This is a genomic window from Candidatus Eremiobacteraceae bacterium (genome assembly GCA_036511855.1).
In the GTDB taxonomy this organism is placed as follows: domain Bacteria; phylum Vulcanimicrobiota; class Vulcanimicrobiia; order Eremiobacterales; family Eremiobacteraceae; genus JABCYQ01.
Genome location: DATCBN010000004.1, coordinates 25544 through 41681, shown reverse-complemented (window position 1 = coordinate 41681; position 16138 = coordinate 25544). Strand labels below are relative to the sequence as shown.

14 protein-coding genes are annotated in these 16138 nt (G+C 64.1%); 6 read left to right on the top strand and 8 right to left on the bottom strand.

Going from position 1 to position 16138, the window contains the following annotated elements; all coding sequences use genetic code 11:
- Positions 1-74: 74 nt before the first annotated feature.
- From VII69_00435 to VII69_00415, 5 genes are all read right to left on the bottom strand, one after another.
- Positions 75-686, bottom strand: coding sequence for an ABC transporter permease (locus VII69_00435; GenBank protein ID HEY5093563.1), 612 nt, complete (start codon positions 684-686; stop codon positions 75-77).
- Between the two features lie 4 nt (positions 687-690).
- A complete protein-coding gene (locus VII69_00430) occupies positions 691-1656 on the bottom strand; it encodes an ABC transporter ATP-binding protein (GenBank protein HEY5093562.1) in 966 nt (321 codons plus the stop codon).
- Positions 1657-2568, bottom strand: coding sequence for a glycine betaine ABC transporter substrate-binding protein (locus VII69_00425; protein ID HEY5093561.1), 912 nt, complete (start codon positions 2566-2568; stop codon positions 1657-1659).
- A 13-nt stretch (positions 2569-2581) separates the two neighbouring features.
- Positions 2582-3217 (bottom strand): ABC transporter permease, encoded by a 636-nt coding sequence (locus tag VII69_00420; protein HEY5093560.1) that lies wholly within the window; start codon positions 3215-3217, stop codon positions 2582-2584.
- A 221-nt stretch (positions 3218-3438) separates the two neighbouring features.
- On the bottom strand, positions 3439-3870 hold the full coding sequence (locus tag VII69_00415; protein HEY5093559.1) for a PilZ domain-containing protein: 432 nt from the start codon (positions 3868-3870) through the stop codon (positions 3439-3441).
- Between the two features lie 137 nt (positions 3871-4007).
- Between VII69_00415 and VII69_00410 the strand changes: the two genes are divergently transcribed.
- Complete coding sequence (locus VII69_00410; GenBank protein HEY5093558.1) at positions 4008-6134, top strand: ATP-binding protein; 2127 nt, start codon at positions 4008-4010, stop codon at positions 6132-6134.
- Here the strand turns inward: VII69_00410 and VII69_00405 are convergent.
- Positions 6131-8041, bottom strand: a complete 1911-nt coding sequence (locus VII69_00405) for a bifunctional diguanylate cyclase/phosphodiesterase (GenBank protein ID HEY5093557.1) — start codon at positions 8039-8041, stop codon at positions 6131-6133. The two genes, VII69_00410 and VII69_00405, sit on opposite strands and share 4 nt — an antisense overlap.
- 220 nt (positions 8042-8261) lie before the next feature.
- On the opposite strand from VII69_00405, the gene VII69_00400 reads away from it, so the two are divergent.
- The 3 genes from VII69_00400 to VII69_00390 are packed head-to-tail and all read left to right on the top strand — an operon-like array spanning position 8262 to position 12862.
- Positions 8262-10172 (top strand): molybdopterin-dependent oxidoreductase, encoded by a 1911-nt coding sequence (locus VII69_00400; protein ID HEY5093556.1) that lies wholly within the window; start codon positions 8262-8264, stop codon positions 10170-10172.
- 3 nt (positions 10173-10175) lie between these two features.
- Entirely contained in the window at positions 10176-12035 is a 1860-nt protein-coding gene (locus VII69_00395) for an NADH-ubiquinone oxidoreductase-F iron-sulfur binding region domain-containing protein (protein HEY5093555.1), read from the top strand.
- Positions 12032-12862 (top strand): 2Fe-2S iron-sulfur cluster-binding protein, encoded by an 831-nt coding sequence (locus VII69_00390; protein HEY5093554.1) that lies wholly within the window; start codon positions 12032-12034, stop codon positions 12860-12862. The genes VII69_00395 and VII69_00390 overlap by 4 nt, the downstream gene beginning before the upstream one ends.
- Positions 12863-12946: 84 nt before the next feature.
- Here VII69_00390 and VII69_00385 read toward each other — a convergent pair whose 3' ends face one another.
- Positions 12947-13192, bottom strand: coding sequence for a ferredoxin family protein (locus tag VII69_00385; protein ID HEY5093553.1), 246 nt, complete (start codon positions 13190-13192; stop codon positions 12947-12949).
- A gap of 130 nt (positions 13193-13322) precedes the next feature.
- On the bottom strand, positions 13323-14048 hold the full coding sequence (locus VII69_00380; GenBank protein ID HEY5093552.1) for a CPBP family intramembrane glutamic endopeptidase: 726 nt from the start codon (positions 14046-14048) through the stop codon (positions 13323-13325).
- Between the two features lie 108 nt (positions 14049-14156).
- On the opposite strand from VII69_00380, the gene VII69_00375 reads away from it, so the two are divergent.
- Together VII69_00375 and VII69_00370 are read left to right on the top strand one after the other, a co-directional pair.
- Positions 14157-14933: a DUF2064 domain-containing protein gene (locus tag VII69_00375; protein HEY5093551.1), complete on the top strand. Its 777-nt coding sequence runs from the start codon at positions 14157-14159 to the stop codon at positions 14931-14933.
- On the top strand, positions 14930-16126 hold the full coding sequence (locus VII69_00370) for an MFS transporter (GenBank protein HEY5093550.1): 1197 nt from the start codon (positions 14930-14932) through the stop codon (positions 16124-16126). Before VII69_00375 ends, VII69_00370 begins: the two co-directional genes overlap by 4 nt.
- The last annotated feature ends 12 nt before the right edge of the window (positions 16127-16138 follow it).

The window sequence follows — 16138 nt, the reverse complement described above, 5'->3', positions numbered from 1 at the left end:
TTGCTCACCCTAGTACGGGTTGCTCACACAAAAAAACGGGGCAATCAACGTTTGCCCTCCTACGGGTTTTCAATTCAATGTGCGGCGCGGCGCTCCACCATGCGCAGGCCGCCGTCAACGATGAGCGCCAGCGCGACGCACGTGATCGCACCGGCGATCGCCTTCGGCAGATTATCTTGATCAATGCCGGCTAGGATGAGCGTCCCTAGTCCGCCGGCATCGACGAGCGCGCCGACGGTCGCGATCGAGATCACCGCTGCCGACGCGATGCGCACCCCGCCGATGATCACAGGTAGCGCCTGCGGCAGCTCCACTCGCCACAACACTTGGGCCGTGCTCATCCCCAGACCGCGCGCCGCGTCGACGACTGCCGCATCGACCGACGTGATGCCCGCCGTCACGTTCGTCACCATGATCATCAGCGCGTAGAGCGCGAGGCCACAGACCGCCGGAGCAAAGCCGAGGCCTAGGAACGGCACGAGCATGGCGAACAGCGCGAGACTCGGAATGGTGTAGATCACGTTCAAAACACCAAAGACGGGTAAGCGCAGTCCGGGCACGCGCGCCGCCGCCACGCCCAGCGGCAATGCGATGGCGAAAGCCGCGGCGAGCGCAGCGCCGCTCAATGCTATGTGCTGACCAAGTGCGGCGAACACGACATCCGGATGGCCGAACAGGTACGACACAGCGTTACGCGCGCCGCGCCGCAGCGAGCACGCTCGCAACGGTCACGACACCCAGCGCAGCCCCTGCATCGTCTTTCACTTCGAGCGCACTCGCGCCGTCGAGAAGCAAAGCAAGTGCTTCGCCGAGCGTGGCTTGCGCCGCGATCGAGGAAAGTCCGAGCTGGTTGCCGGACGACGTATGATCGATGGCCGAGTTCACCCGCAACGCGCGCAGCCGCCGCACGATATCGCCCGCGCCGACAAGCTCGGCCACGAACGGCGTCGCAGGCCGCGCAAGGATTTCCGTCGGCGTCGCGCATTGCTCCACGTGCCCGTCGCGCATGATGATCACGACGTCGGCCAGCCGAAATGCTTCGTCGACGTCATGGGTCACGAACAGCACCGTCTTGTGCAGTCTCGCTTGCAACGCGGCGATCTCGTCTTGCAGGTGCGTCCGCTCGATGGCGTCGACTGCGCCGAATGGCTCGTCCATCAAGAGAATTGCGGGATCGGCCGCGAGCGCCCGCGCAAGGCCGATGCGCTGCTGTTGCCCGCCCGACAACGCTCGTGGCCGCCGCGTGCGGTACTCATCCGCCGGAAGGTGGACAAGTTCGAGCAATTCGTCGACGCGAGCCCGTATGCGGTCGCTATCCCAACCCAGTAGACCGGGAACGATCGCAACGTTTTCGGCCACGGTCATGTGAGCGAACAAGCCGACGTTTTGGATGACGTAGCCGATCCCGCGGCGCAGGCGAACCGGATCGGAAGAAGCGACATCCTCGCCGTTGACATATATCGCGCCGGAGCTTGGCGTCACCAGTCGATTGACCGTCCGCAGGAGCGTGGTCTTTCCACAGCCAGACGGACCGAGCAGGACGATGAATGCTCCGCGCCTGACATCGAGCGATACGCCGTCGACTGCCGGCCTGCTCGCGCCGTCGAATCGTTTGACGACTCCATCGAAGCGGACGGCGGGAACGGAATCGCTCACCTACGTCGTTGCCGGATTCGCAAGGACCTGAGTGACGAAATCGCGCGCGACATCGGCCGGTTCTTCCTTGTTGCCGTCGACGCGCCAATTCAGGCGGCGCATCGTCGCATCGGTGATGAACGGGCTGAGGGCGTTCAAAGCGCTCGGGATCTTCGGGAACTGCGTGAGCGTGTTCGTGCGGACGACCGGCGCCACTTGATACGGCGGAAAGAAATGGCGGTCATCGTCGAGGACGACGAGTTTGTCGGCGTCGATCTCACCATCGGTGCCGAACGCGAGCGCGACATCGACATCGCCGGCGAGCAGTGCTTTGTATTTGAGTCCGAGCGCCGTGATCTTCACCGACGCGAAGTGAAAGCCGCCGTAAGCGCGCTGCAAGCCCGGCAGGCCGTCCGGGCGCTCGATGAATTCATGGCCGGCGCCAAGCCGCAGGCGCGGCGCCAGACGGGAGCATTCCGAAAGCGTGCGCAGTCCATATTTGGCAGCGACGGCCTGCGTGGTGGCGAGCGCTTGCATGTCGTTCATCGGCGCTGGATCGAGCCACGTCATGTCGTATTGCCGGATGTACGCCGCCTTGACCAAATCGAACACCTTGCGCCGGTCGCTCATCGGCGCTAATTTTAGTTGCACGACCAACGCGGTGCCGGTGTATTCCGGGTAGAGATCGATCTCGCCGCGCTGCATGGCTTCCATCGCGATCTGCGTGCTGCCCAGATTGAGCCTGCGTTCGACGTTGTATCCGGCGCGCTCCAACGCGAGCGAATACATCTCGCCGAGCAGCAGTTCTTCGGTGAAATTCTTCGATCCGACCTTGATCACGGAAGCGGGCTTCCCGCCGCAGCCGGCCGGGATCAGAGCCGCCGCCGCGAGAACGCGGAGCGCGGCGGAGCGCGTCATCATCTGCGAGGCCATATCGTCGATCCTTTCATCGGCGCGCCGCCGCCAGACGTTCGCCGCCCGCGAACGCGGCCGCCGCCGCAAGCGCGAGCGCCGCAGCGGCAAGCGAACCCACGAGCAGCTCCGCCGGTTCGTTCAATTCAAGACCCGCGACGATGATGTCGCCAAGCCCGCCGGCGCCGATGAGCGTTGCCAGCGTGGCCGACGCGACGACTTCCACGGCAGCCACCCGCAAGCCGGTGAGCACGACGGGCAGGGCCAGCGGCGTCTCGACGCGCCACAGCACTTGGGCGCGGGTCATGCCCATCGCGCGCGCGGCTTCGACGGCACTTGCATCGACGCTGCGATACGCGACGTCGGTATTCACAAGCACCGGGGGACACGCGAGCACCACGAGCGCCACCAGCGCGCTTGCGAATCCAAGCCCGAGCCACGGCAGCACGAGCGCAAGGATGGCAAGACTTGGGATGACGCGCACGGCATTCACGGCTGCAATGGCGGCGCGTCCCCATGCATGTCGCGACGCGAGCACGCCGAGCGGAAGACACACCGCAGCCGCCGCGCCGAGCGCGGTCGCGCTCAGCGCGAGATGTTCGCGGATCGCGGTTTGGATGGAGCCTTGATGCGTGACCGCAAATGCCCAAGCTTGGGCGATCAGATGCACGACGCGCCCACGTTCTGCGGGGCGTCGAGCGCGGCCTGGCGGATGGGCAAGCGATGCTTGTCCTAGTACGGTTGAAAAGGTGGGGCAAGCGATGCTTGCCCTAGTACAGATCGACAAGAAGATGGGGCAAGCGATGCTTGCCCTCCTACAGATCGATAAAAGATGGGGCAAGCGATGCTTGCCCTAGTACGGTTGAAAAGTCGGCCCCTACAAAAATTTGGCTACGCGGGCTCTGCCGTGTGCGAAAAAGGCTGGACGCCGAATTTGCGACCGTGTTGTTCTTCGGCGACGTATTGCGCGATGGCGAGCTTGACTTCTGAACGCAGGTCGACGAAACGCAGTCCGTAACGCGATTGATAGCCGCTCTGCTGGCGCTGAACGTAGACGACTTTTGCCAGCTGCTCGAATCGGACCGCGGATGAGAGGTGGGCATTGAGGACGACGCTATCGCCGGAGCGCATCCGGAGCGCCGTGCGCACGCATGCGCCGCCCGATGAAAGGTCCTCGAGAAGCGCCGGCTGATCGTTGAGTGTGGACGTGGCGCGCAGCCGCACGGGATGGCTGACCATCAGCCGAGGCATCCGGCGCGGGTTACCGCGCTTGCTGCTTCTCCGGTTGGCGAAGACCTTGAGTATGGAGTCGAAAAGCGACATGGGCACGAATCCGTCTGTAGACTTTGAGACAAAGGTGACCTCAATCATACTTTCGGCCATTAGGGGCTGTCAAGTTAGCGGGCCCATTTGACTGCGAAACCGGCCTTATCGGCCCAACGTTGCCGATAATATATGTAATGGCAGCCCCCCGCCGGGCGAGGCCGGCCGCACAAGCGTCCGCGCCCATCGTTCTCACATCACCGTCCCGCGAATACACACAGAACGGTCTCGTCGACTCGTTGCGCGGCCTTGTCGCGCTCGCATCGCAGACCGAGAACTGCGCGCGCGTTTCCCTCATTTCGTCGATCGAACTCGACTCGCAAATAATACGCATCGCGGCGGTTCGCGGTGTCTCCGTCGACGATTCATCGCCCTTCATACCCGCTGAAACCCGTGCATTGGATCTCGCTCGCAAGACGTGCGAAGCGACCACCACCCGCAGTCTTGCCACCGCACCGATCACCGTCGCAGGCATCTGTGTGGGCGCGGTGTGCCTCACCGCAGCGGCGCCGGCCGCGGGAGCGGTGGCGACGGCGTCGTTTGCTGCACGCGCGCAAGCCGTCGCGGCGCAGGCCGCTGCGCTCTTCGAACTGCAGCACGCGCGCGGCACCGAATCCGCGAACAAAGACGTTTTTCTGCGCATGGACAGCGACGAAGCGATCCGGCGATTCAACGATCAACTGAAGGGCGTGAACGACGTGAGCGCCGCATTGAATGGCGCCGCCGATCTGAGCGCCGTACTTCCCGCCACGCTCGTTTCCGTTCTCGATATCCTCGACGCCGACGGTGCGGTGCTGTGGCGTTACGATGCAGCGCACGACGAAGTATCGGTCGTGACGCGCGCGGGAATCGCCCCGACGGATACACGCTCGCTCGACCGCACCGTCGGCGCAGACAAACAGAGCGCCGTCGGACGCGCCGTCAGTTCCACCGAGAACGTGATCGTCAACGACATCGTCGCAAGCGATCTTCCCGCGCCCGTGAAAGCGATCTGGAAGCTGCTCGGCGTGACGCAGCTCGTCGCGCTGCCGCTCATGGATCGCGGCCGCGTCGTCGGTGCGCTTGAACTCGTCTCACGCCGCAAGCGGCTTTTCTCTTCGACCGATCTCGAAACCATGAGGCTCGTGCGGGGCCAACTGGCTTTGGCGTTCGGCCGCGCGATTTTGTTCGGCGAGATCCACGACCAAAAGTCGACGCTGGAGCAAGTGCTCGCAGGCACCGCTGACGGCGTGTACGTGACCGGTGCGGATGCAAAGTTTTCGCTTTGGAACGTCGCCGCCGCGCGCATCGCGGGCGCACCGGCGGACGAAGTGCTCGCGCAGGGCTACGGCGCGCTGAGCGGCGCCGACCGCCGCGGCCGCTCTTTGGAAGAATTGGACCGCAACGCGTTCGACGCGGCGAAGACCGACTCAGGCTCGCGGCAGACCGTGCAGAACTACGAAGTCTTCTTCGCAAAGACGTCACGTTGGGTGGCCGTGTCGGCGTCGCCGCTGCGCGACGCGTCGGGAGCGGTGACCGCCATGGTGCACGCGTTTCGCGACATCACGGCCGCGCGCGAGCTCGAACAATTAAAAGCCGACTTCATCAGCACCGTGAGCCACGAGCTGCGCACGCCGCTGACGTCGATCAAAGGGGCGACCGCCCTGCTCTTCGAGCAAGTCCCCGCGGACTCGGGCAATGCATTCGAGCTGCTACAGATGGTGCGAAACAATTCCGAGCGGCTCTTGCGCCTCATCAACGACTTGTTGGACGCGTCGAAAATCGAAGCCGGCAAACTCACCATCCGCAAGCAACCGTGCGACCCCGAACGCCTACTCGAGCGCGCGGTCGACGGCATGACCGGCTACGCCGAAGAGTATGGCGTGACGGTGACGACCGATTTCGCGCGCGGGCTGGCGCCCGTCGTTGTGGACCCCGATCGCGTGGAACAGATCATGTCGAACCTTTTGTCCAACGCCATCAAGTATTCGCATCGCGGCGACTCGGTGAGCGTGCGCGCACGCTCGGAAGGCGCGTACTTGCGCGTGGACATCATCGATACGGGCGTCGGAATTCCGTCGTCGGCCTTGCCGAGATTGTTCGAAAAGTTCTCACAAGTGGATCGCGGCGGACGCAACAGGCCCGGCACCGGTCTCGGACTCGTGATTTCCAAGGGCCTCATCGAAGCGCACGGCGGCAGCATCTCTGTGTCGAGCACCGAGGGCGAGGGCACGACGTTTACGTTCACGCTGCCATGCGCCAAGCGCGGCGCGGACCGTACCTAGGCGCTCTGCGGGCCTAATCCGGCGTTCGGACGACCGAGCACCGTGACGCTGCCGACGTTGCCGATGACGATGCGGCCGTCGAGCACGAACGAGTCCTGCGCGACACCGCGGCCCATCCGCTTGTAGCGCTGCGCGCGGCCGGCAAGACCGGCATAGGACGGCGCCGTCGTGCTGTTGGCGGTGATGCCGACGAGTGCGAGGGTCACCTCGGATGGTCCGGTCGACGGCTCATCGCTGAGCACCGCAAGATCACGTGAGACGTGCAAGGCCGCAATCCTGCGGTTGAATTGTTCGAGCACCGCTCGTCCGATGGCGTCGACGTGCTCTTCGGAGCACAACATCACGAAATTCACGCCGCCGATGTGACCGACAAAGCTTTGCGGGCCGTCGAGATCGCGACCGGCTTGCGCGAGGCAATCGGCAAGCGCGCGGATCACCTCGTCGCCCCGGCCGTATCCATGCCGGTCGTTGTAGGCACGGAAATGGTTGATGTCCACGTGCAAAAGCGCGAACGGCTTGCTGGACGCGACACGCCGTTCGATCTCTTGCTGTACGAGCGCGCGCCCCGGGAGACCGGTGAGCGCGTTGGTGTGGCGCGATACCGACGCTTGGAACTCCGTCATCGTGTGCAAGAGGTCGCGGACCGAAACCACGCCCGCATAGATGTCGTTCTCGAGCACGACGATCTCGTCGTAGAGCTCGGTGCGGCGGCGATGGACGACTTTGCGCGCGACGTCGTCGATGGAATCCTTCGCGTCGACCGAGAGATACGAATCGTCCATGACGAGCCGGACCGGCCGCTTGGAATAGATCGAGTAGCCGAACTGGTGCGAGAGCCGCTCGTAAAGCTTTGTGCGGCTGACCAAGCCGACCGGCGCGCCGAATTCGGTGAGGACCACGCTGTCCAAATCCGGATGGCGGTCGAAGATCTCCAGGACTTCGCTCGTGTAGGCGCTCGGCGGAAGCGCGGGCGCGCGGCGCGTGATCGTGCCGATCGCCGACCGCTTCGGCGCAGGCATCGTGCGGCTGGCCACCGAGCGCTCGCGGATGAATGCGGCGATCTCCGGCTTGGGTTCGACGAACCCGGCGGCCGGGCGCGCAAGCAAGTAACCCTGTCCGTAGTCGACGCCGATCTCGATCAGCGATGAGAGCTCCTCGATCGTTTCGATGCCTTCGGCGAGCACGCGGGCGTCGATCCGCCGGGCGAACATGATGATCGCGGAGACGAGCGCGTTCTTCGCGCGGTCCCGGTCGATGTCGCGCACGAGGGCCATGTCGAGCTTGATGTAGTGCGGACGGACTTCGGTGACGGCGCGCAAACTGTTGTGGCCGGCGCCCGCGTCATCGATGGCCACCTTGAAACCCTGGCGGCTATAGTGCTGCAGCGTGCGTTTGAAAAGGTCGAAATCGTTGATGGCTTCTTTTTCGGTGATCTCGAGGACGATGCGCTCGCGCGCGAGATGATGCTGGTCCATGACGTCGCGCGACAAGCCCGCGTTTCGCTCTTCGAGCACGCCCGGGCTGATGTTCAAAAAGAGATAACATCCCGGCGGCAGACTCGACGCGCTCGCGATCGCTTTGAACCGGCAGATCCGTTCGAGTTGGCGGGTGACGTTGCGGACCTTCGCTGCATTGAAAAGCGCGTCGGCGCTTTCGAGGTGCGTGCCGATCGGTCCGCGCGAAAGCGCTTCGTAACCGAACACCGTGCCGTCAGCTAGCGAGACGATCGGTTGGAATACCGTTCTGATGCGGCTCTCGTTGAGCAGGATGTCGAAGTCATCGTCGCCGCCCGGAACTGGGGCGGGCGCAGGCGGATCGTCTATTGCGGTGCGCACTCCCGACGGCAGCGGCGCAAGGCCGCGCTGATCCTCGCGCGCAGCAGGCAGCCCGGTTAGGCCGCCGCTCATCAGGCCGAGTAGTTTAGTGATGCGTGTCTTGAAGTTATCGCCCACTGGAGGAAATCGGAACCCCGTCTGGCCGCATCGGGGAGGCGGCCGGCTTTGTCGTTTAGACTTGCTGTATACATAATATCGGCGAGGGCAAGCTAGCCCCTTAGGCGCTGCCGGAGGGGCGAATATTTGGCCCCGCGAAGGCCGACTTCATCATATAACTCCATAGGGGTAACGCATGAAGGGACAGTCCGCGCGCCTTACCGAGCCGCTGGTTCGCGACGGCGATCATTTGCGGGTTGCCACATGGGACGAAGCGCTCGATAGGGCTGCCGCCGGGTTCGCCGGAGCGGTCAAAAAGGGTGGGCCGAACGCGGTCGGGATGTTCAGTTGCTCGAAGGCTTCGAACGAGCTGAATTTCCTGGCGCAGAAGTTCGTCCGCGTCGCCATAGGCTGCAACAACATCGACAGCTGCAACCGCACGTGACACGCTCCTAGCGTCGCCGGTCTGGCGGCAGTGTTCGGTGCCGGGGGCGGCACCAGCTCGTATCGGGAGGTCGAAGAGACCAACCTGATCATACTCTGGGGGTCGAACGCGCGCGAGACGCATCCGATCTTCTTTCATCGCGTTCTCAAGGCCATCCGTCGCGGCGCTTCGTTGTACGTGGTCGATCCGCGCCGCACGGTCACGGCCCAGTGGGCCGACGAATGGCTGGGCGTGAACGTCGGCAGCGACATCGCGCTTTCCAACGCGATCGCGCATGAGATCTTGCATCTCGGGCTCGAGAACCGCACCTTCATCGAACGCGCGACCAGTGGGTTTGAAGCGTATCGCGAATCGCTGAACGGTTACGATCCGGACCGCGTCGCGGAAATCACGGGCGTGCCCGCCGACGCGATCCGTCGATTGGCTCGCGCGTATGCAAGCGCCGATCGCGCCATGATCTGTTGGACGCTTGGCATCACCGAACATCACAACGCGACCGACAGCGTCTTGGCGCTGATCAATCTCGCGCTCTTGACCGGCCACGTCGGCCGCTACGGAAGCGGGTTGAATCCGCTGCGCGGCCAGAACAACGTGCAGGGCGGCGGCGATATGGGTGCGATACCGGATCGCCTCGTCGGATTTCAACCGCTCGCCGACGACGAAGCGCGTGCGAAATTTGAGCGCGCATGGGGCGTGAAGCTCCAGGCGCAGCGAGGATGGCGCATGAACGAGATGTTCGACGCGATCGAGCGCGGCGAATTGCATTCGCTCTACGTGCTCGGCGAGAATCCGGCGGTTTCGGAAGCCGACCGTCATCGCACCGAACATCTGTTGTCGTCGCTCGATCACCTCGTCGTGCAAGATCTCACGCTGACACGCACCGCGCAACTCGCGCACGTGGTGCTGCCCGCCGCCGCCGGCTGGTGCGAAGCCGAAGGCACGGTCACCAACAGCGAAAGGCGCGTGCAGCGCGTGCGCAAAGCGGTGGACCCGCCAGGAAGCGCGCGCGACGACCTGGATATCGTGTCCGCATTGGCGGGCCGCCTTGGCATGGATTGGGGCACGCCTACCGCCGAAGCGATCTGGAACGAAGTCCGCAGTTTAAGCCCGATGCACGCGGGCATGTCGTATGCGCGTTTGGAGGCGAACAACGGGCTGCGCTGGCCGTGCTACGACGAGAACCATCCGGGCGAGCGTTTTCTGCACGCGCGATTGTGGGAAGAGCCGCTCCGCGGGCCGCGCGCCCCGTTCCATGCAGTCGTGCATGAACCGCCCGTCGACGTCATCGACGACGAATATCCGCTGCTGCTGACCACCGGCCGCCGGCTCGATTCGTTCAACAGCGGCGTGCAGACGGCGGCGTATTCGTCACCGCTGCGGCGCGGCGAGAGTCTCGATCTCTCGCCGGAGGATTGCGTCCGCTACGGCGTCGCCGAAGGCGAGCTCGTGCGTCTGCGATCGCGTCGCGGTGCGGTCGAGGTCAAGGTTCGTGTCGACGAGACCCTGCGGCCCGGCCTGGCTTTCATGACCTTTCATTTCGATGTCGCTTCCAATTTTCTGACGATCGAAGCGAACGATCCGAAATCGGGTACGGCCGAATTCAAGGCGACGGCCGTTCACATCGATAAGCTCACGCCCGTAGCGTCGATCGCGGGAGACTGATCGTTGGACCTCCACTTCACATCCGCTCAGCCAACCGATGAGGAGCGCGAGGCGGTCGATGCTTTGTTGGGCGAAGCGGCATCCGGCTGGACGGGTGGACGAGAGCGCACTGCCGCAGATCGCCATTTCGCCGCCGGCGGAAAATCGGCCCGCGACCAGCGCCACCTTTTGCTTCCTGCGTTGCACGCGCTGGCCGACAGGGTCGGTTGGATCAGCGAAGGCGCGCTCAATCACATAAGCCGCCGGCTCACGATACCGCCCGCCGAAGCATTCGGCGTGGCGAGCTTCTACGGGCTGTTCGCCACCAAGCAGCGGCCGCCGACAGTGGTGCACGTCTGCGACGATATCGCGTGCCTTGCGACGGCCGACCTCTGCGGCGAACTCGAGCGATCCGAACGGGCGCTGGGCGCTGCGTCGCGAATGGGCCGTGCGACGTGGCTGCGAAGTCCGTGTTTGGGTTTGTGCGAACGAGCGCCGGCAGCCATGCTTTCCGTCGCCGGGCCCGACCATCACGAAGAGCCGATAGCACCTGCGCTTGAGAGCGACATCGGCAAGGCGCTCGACGGACGGCGCGACATCAATTACGAGCCGCGGGTCTCGCTGCCGCAATATGGCGATCCGGGGTTGCGTCTTCTGCGCCGGATCGGTCACATAGACCCGGCAAGTCTCGATGATTATCGCGCCGCCGGCGGATACAACGCGTTGCGCCGCGCGCTGGAACTTGGTCCGGCGGGCGTCATTCGCGAGGTGCTCGATTCCAAATTGGTCGGACGCGGTGGTGCGGCATTCCCCACCGGCCGCAAATGGGAATCGGTCGCGCGTGAACCTGAACGACCGCATTATCTTGTCTGCAACGCCGACGAATCGGAGCCGGGAACGTTCAAAGACCGGATCTTGATGGAAGAGGACCCATTCGCCATCGTCGAGTCGATGACCATCGCCGCGTTTGCCGGCGGGTGCGAGCGCGGCTTCATCTACGTCCGCGGCGAATATTCCCGCGCGCGGGCCGCGCTCGAGCGCGCCATCAGCCAGGCGCGCGATCACGGCCTGCTCGGCGACGAGATCATGGGCAATGGTCTGCGATTCGACATCGAGATCCGCCGCGGCGCCGGCGCGTACATCTGCGGCGAAGAGACGGCGCTCTTCAATTCCATCGAAGGCTATCGCGGAGAACCGCGCAACAAGCCGCCATTCCCCGCGCAAAAGGGTCTCTTCGGAAAACCAACCATCATCAACAACGTGGAGACGCTGGTCAACGTGCTCGACATCGTGCAGGACGGCGGCAAGGCGTTCGCCGCAACGGGAACAGCCGACGCCACCGGCACAAGACTCTTCTGCATCTCCGGTCACGCAGAGCGCCCAGGACTATACGAGGTGCCGTTCGGCATCACGTTGCGCGCCTTGCTCGATCTCGCCGGAGGCGTGCGCGGCGGCAAGCGCCTGCAGGCGGTGCTGCTGGGCGGAGCCGCCGGCGCGTTCGTCACCCCCGATGAGCTCGATACGCCGCTCACGTTCGACGGCGTTCGCGCGATCAGGGCCACGTTGGGCTCGGGTGTGATCATGATCTTCGACGAGACGGTCGATCTTCGCGTCATCGTGCGGCGCATCGCCGCGTTCTTCAAAGACGAATCGTGCGGGCAATGCGTGCCGTGCCGCGTGGGGACGGTGCGTCAAGAAGAGCTGTTGCATCGCCTCGCGGCCGGTGGGGATGGGGACGCGGGCTCGGCGGACCGGCGGCTGCTCGCCGAAATCGGTCAGGTCATGCGCGACGCGTCGATCTGCGGACTTGGGCAAACGGCCTCGAGCGCGATCGAATCGGCGATCGCGAAATTCGATCTATTCGCAGGACGGCATCAGGCATGAGCGTGGAACTGCAGGTCGATGGCGTTGCCGTCACGGTCCCCGACGGCGCGACCATTCTCGACGCATGCCGCGCGCAAGGCGTCGAAACGCCGACGTTGTGCTACCTCGAAAATCTCACGCCGGTCAACGTGTGCCGCGTCTGCGTGGTCGAGCTGGAGGGCGCGCGCACGCTGGTGCCCGCCTGTTCTCGAAAATGCGAGAACGGCATGAAGGTGAAGACCGACAGCGAGCGCGTCCGGCTGAGCCGCCGCATGGTGTTGGAGTTTCTCGCATCCTCGGTGGACGTCTCACTCGCCGCGGATATGCAGCGCCAGATGCAGCGCTACGATGCAAAGCCGGCGCGTTACGGCGAGCAGGCGCGAACGGTTGCCCAGCCGGTCAAGGTCGACAACGAGCTGTACGTCCGCGACTATTCGAAATGCATTCTGTGCTACAAGTGCGTGGAAGCCTGTGGCACCGACGCGCAGAACACGTTTGCGATCGCCACCGCCGGGCGTGGTTTCGACGCGCACATCGCCACCGAATATGAAGTTCCACTGCCCGATTCGGCGTGTGTCTATTGCGGAAATTGCATCGGGGTCTGCCCGACCGGCGCGCTCATGTTCACATCCGAGCACGAGATGCGCGCGGCCGGCACTTGGGACGAATCACGCCAAGTGAAGACCGACACGATCTGCGGATACTGCGGCGTGGGGTGCACGCTCACCGTGCACGCTCAAGACGGCGAGATCGTCAAGGTCTCGTCACCTATCGATCACGACGTGACCAACGGCCACCTATGCATAAAGGGCCGCTTCGGCTGGCAATTCGTCAAACCCAAAACCTAGTTGTACGAGGTCGACCGTACTAGGGCAAGCATCGCTTGCCCCGTTTTTTGGGCGAGCGATGCTTGCCCTAATACAAATTGGAGATTATTTCTTGTCGAAGTAGTCGGCGTTGATCTTCGTGAAGTTCGTCCACTCGGCCGGCACTTCGCTCTCGGCGTAGATGGCGGTTACCGGGCACGCGGCGACGCACGCGCCGCAGTCGATACAGGTGCTCGGATCGATATAGAGCTGCTCGTCTTCGTCGCCGCCGTGGATGCAATCGACCGGACAGACGTCGACGCACGACTTGTCCTTGACGGTGATGCACGGCTGGCAGATGACGTAGGTCACGGAGGGCCTCCTGGTTGAGCCCGTGGCTCTTCGCGCGGCCCGCGAGCCGGCCCTACCGCTTGCAGTGCGTTTCGTCTACCTCGTCGCCGCGGCCGAATATATCGTCGGCCCAAGGGTCGGACAAGCCAGCCTAATGCGTGTTTGTCGGACCAGAGGAGACCGCGCGAATTTGCCGCGACAACGCGAGCCCGCCGACGATGTCCTGTACGAAATGTCCGATCATGCACGGCACGATCGAGCCTGTGAGCAAGAAAACGCCGGCGTAGAGCGCGCCCGTGATCATTGTGCCGATGACGCCCATTCTGCCTTGATACACGTGGGCCAGCCCAAACGCGGCGCTCGACAAGACGAAACCTGCGCCGAGGCTGCCGGTCAACGCGGCGATCTGGGTCAGCGCGTACCCGCGATAGAGGAACTCCTCGCAGATGCCAGCGGTCGCGGATAGTGGCACGAACCAAATCCAATCGGACGAGTCGATCGGAATCACCCGGCCCACCCGGCGCAGATAATCGCGATCGACACTTCCGCGTCCGATGTTCAGGAACGCGAACATCGCCGGCACTATTAGCCCGGCGCAGTATTCCCAAGGTTCGTTGGGAGTGCGGAGCCCGACATCGGCTGGACCAAGTCCGTACAGTCGAAGTGCATATAAAGCCAGCGCGGTGATTCCCCACAGCACGAGCAGAGTGCGTGCGTATCGCGCGTGTTTAGCACTCCGCTCATGTGCCCGGTCCGGATCATCCGCCCGCGCACGCAGGAGCGCGAACACCGGGATTGCGACGAGCACCACAGCGAGCATCGCGAACAGTGCGAGCGTCGAAGGCCGCAACTCAAATGCGGGCGAAAAGCCGACCATCCGCGCCCATTCCCACGCCCCGGACGCGCGAACCTCTAACGCCGGCGCGCACCGTTTGGCTATTGGGCGAGCGATGCTCGTCCTACTACACAAAAGGAATTGTCATCTTTGAGCATCGGAAAACGGCAGGCGGTGCTTGCGGTGATCGCCGAGCATCCCGACCGGCGGCCGGCGTCTGTTCTCTCATCGCGGATCGGAAAGGTCGACGACGCGCGCCTCGCCCGCGCCATCATTGAGGACATCGCCGAGCGTTTTGGACGAGCCGAAGCAGCCTGTTCGCTCCTGTGGTGTGTGCCGCCTCAAGACGCCGCGGATTTCGCCGAAGTGGCGGGCGGCGCAGGCGAGATCGCCGGCGTGCCCGGATCCGACACCGGCGCGCGCTGGAACGGCGGCGCGCAAGCCGCGTTCGATCGCGGGTTCACGCACGTCGCATTGATGGGCCTCGATGCCCCGCACGTGCCGAATGATGTCGTGTACTCCGCGCTCGGACAAGTGGATCAATACGGTCTTGCGTTCGGCGCCGGCGACCGCGGCACGATCTACCTCGCCGCGATCAACGCACCCACGGATCTTTTTGCTGAAGTCGATTTTGCCGGTGGCGACGCAGCCACCGATCTACTCGTCGCCGCGAGCAAACGCGGGTTATCGTGCGCGCCGCTCGTCGGGAATTTCTCCGTGCGCGATGCCGCGGATCTAGGAAAGCTCGCGGCGTACTTCGGCCGCCACAAAGTCGTCGAGTCGACGCGAACGCAAATTGTCGTCGGGGAGATACTCGCCGGCCATACGCTCGCTACGAGCGAAGGGTTGGCCGACCATAAAGGTCGGCCCCACAGTGAAGAGTCGACCAGCCACAGTGAAGGGCCCCACACGGATATTCCCAAGTGAAGCGGCGTGCGCTCTCGCTCCTGAGTCTCGGCCACCTCACCGTCGACGTCACCGGCGGCGCGCTCGTCGCCATGCTTCCATATCTGCAGGGCAAATTCGCGTTGTCGTACTTGCTGCTCGCGGCGGTCTCCACCATATACCAGGTGACGTCTTCCATCACCCAACCGATATTCGGCGTGATCTCCGATCGCGGGGCGAAGCGTTTTCTGATTCCCCTCGGCGTGCTGCTCGCGGCGGGCGGTTTCGCCGTGCTCGGGCTTGCGCCGACCTACCCACTGGTGCTCGGCGCCGTCGCGATCACCGGCATCGGTTCGGCCATCTTCCATCCAGAAGCCACGAAATCTGCCCGCTTCGTCTCGGGCACCAAACGCGCCACCGGCATGTCGTTCTTCACGATCGGCGGCAACATCGGCGTTGCGCTCGGACCGCTGGTCGTTACGGCGATCGTCGTCTCCGTCGGCCCGCAGGGCACATGGATATACCTCATCCCCGGCATCATCGTCACCATCATCACGGCATTCATCGCGCCGGCCATCCAAAGCGCGGAGACCGCGCACTTCGCCGCCTCACCCAAAGGCCGAACGCGTTCGCGCCGCGGAGCCATGACGATGTTGGTAACGGTCGTCGCGTTGCGGTCGATCATCTATAGCGGCATCCTCATCTTCGTGCCGCTCTACGCAGTGCACGTGCTGAATCATCCTGCATCGTCCACCGGCCCGCTGTTGTTCGCGGTATTGGGCGCGGGAGCAGCGAGCACGATTCTCGGCGGCGCGATCGCCGATAAAGTTGGCAACAAGAGCACGATGCTCGCGAGCCTCGCATGCGTTCCCGTGCTCCTCGCGTTCTACATCATCTCTCCGGGTGCGGCCGGCGTGGTCGCGCTCGCGCTCGCCGGCGCCTGCATCATATCCACGACGTCGATCAGCGTGGTGATGGCGCAGGACTTCATGCCGAGCAGGCTCGCGCTTGCGGCATCGCTCGTCATCGGATTCACGTCGGGCGTCGGCGGCTTGGCCGTGGCGGGATTGGGCCGCCTTGCCGATATGTCGGGATTGCTAACGGTCCTGTGGGTGCTCGTCGGCATCTCGGTCGCCGGCACGTTGGCCACCGCGATGCTGCCGGGTGAAAGCGAAGGACGCTCCGCGCGAAGCGGGGAAACGCGCGCGCTCCCGGATATGGCCAAACCCGCATGATGCCCGCCCGCA

Coding starts and splice junctions, on each gene's coding strand:
- VII69_00425 (HEY5093561.1), bottom strand. CDS start 2,568: ATGGCCTCGCAGATGATGACGCGCTCCGCCGCGCTCCGCGTTCTCGCG.
- VII69_00415 (HEY5093559.1), bottom strand. CDS start 3,870: ATGTCGCTTTTCGACTCCATACTCAAGGTCTTCGCCAACCGGAGAAGC.
- VII69_00410 (HEY5093558.1), top strand. CDS start 4,008: ATGGCAGCCCCCCGCCGGGCGAGGCCGGCCGCACAAGCGTCCGCGCCC.
- VII69_00405 (HEY5093557.1), bottom strand. CDS start 8,041: ATGAGCGGCGGCCTAACCGGGCTGCCTGCTGCGCGCGAGGATCAGCGC.
- VII69_00390 (HEY5093554.1), top strand. CDS start 12,032: ATGAGCGTGGAACTGCAGGTCGATGGCGTTGCCGTCACGGTCCCCGAC.
- VII69_00380 (HEY5093552.1), bottom strand. CDS start 14,048: ATGGTCGGCTTTTCGCCCGCATTTGAGTTGCGGCCTTCGACGCTCGCA.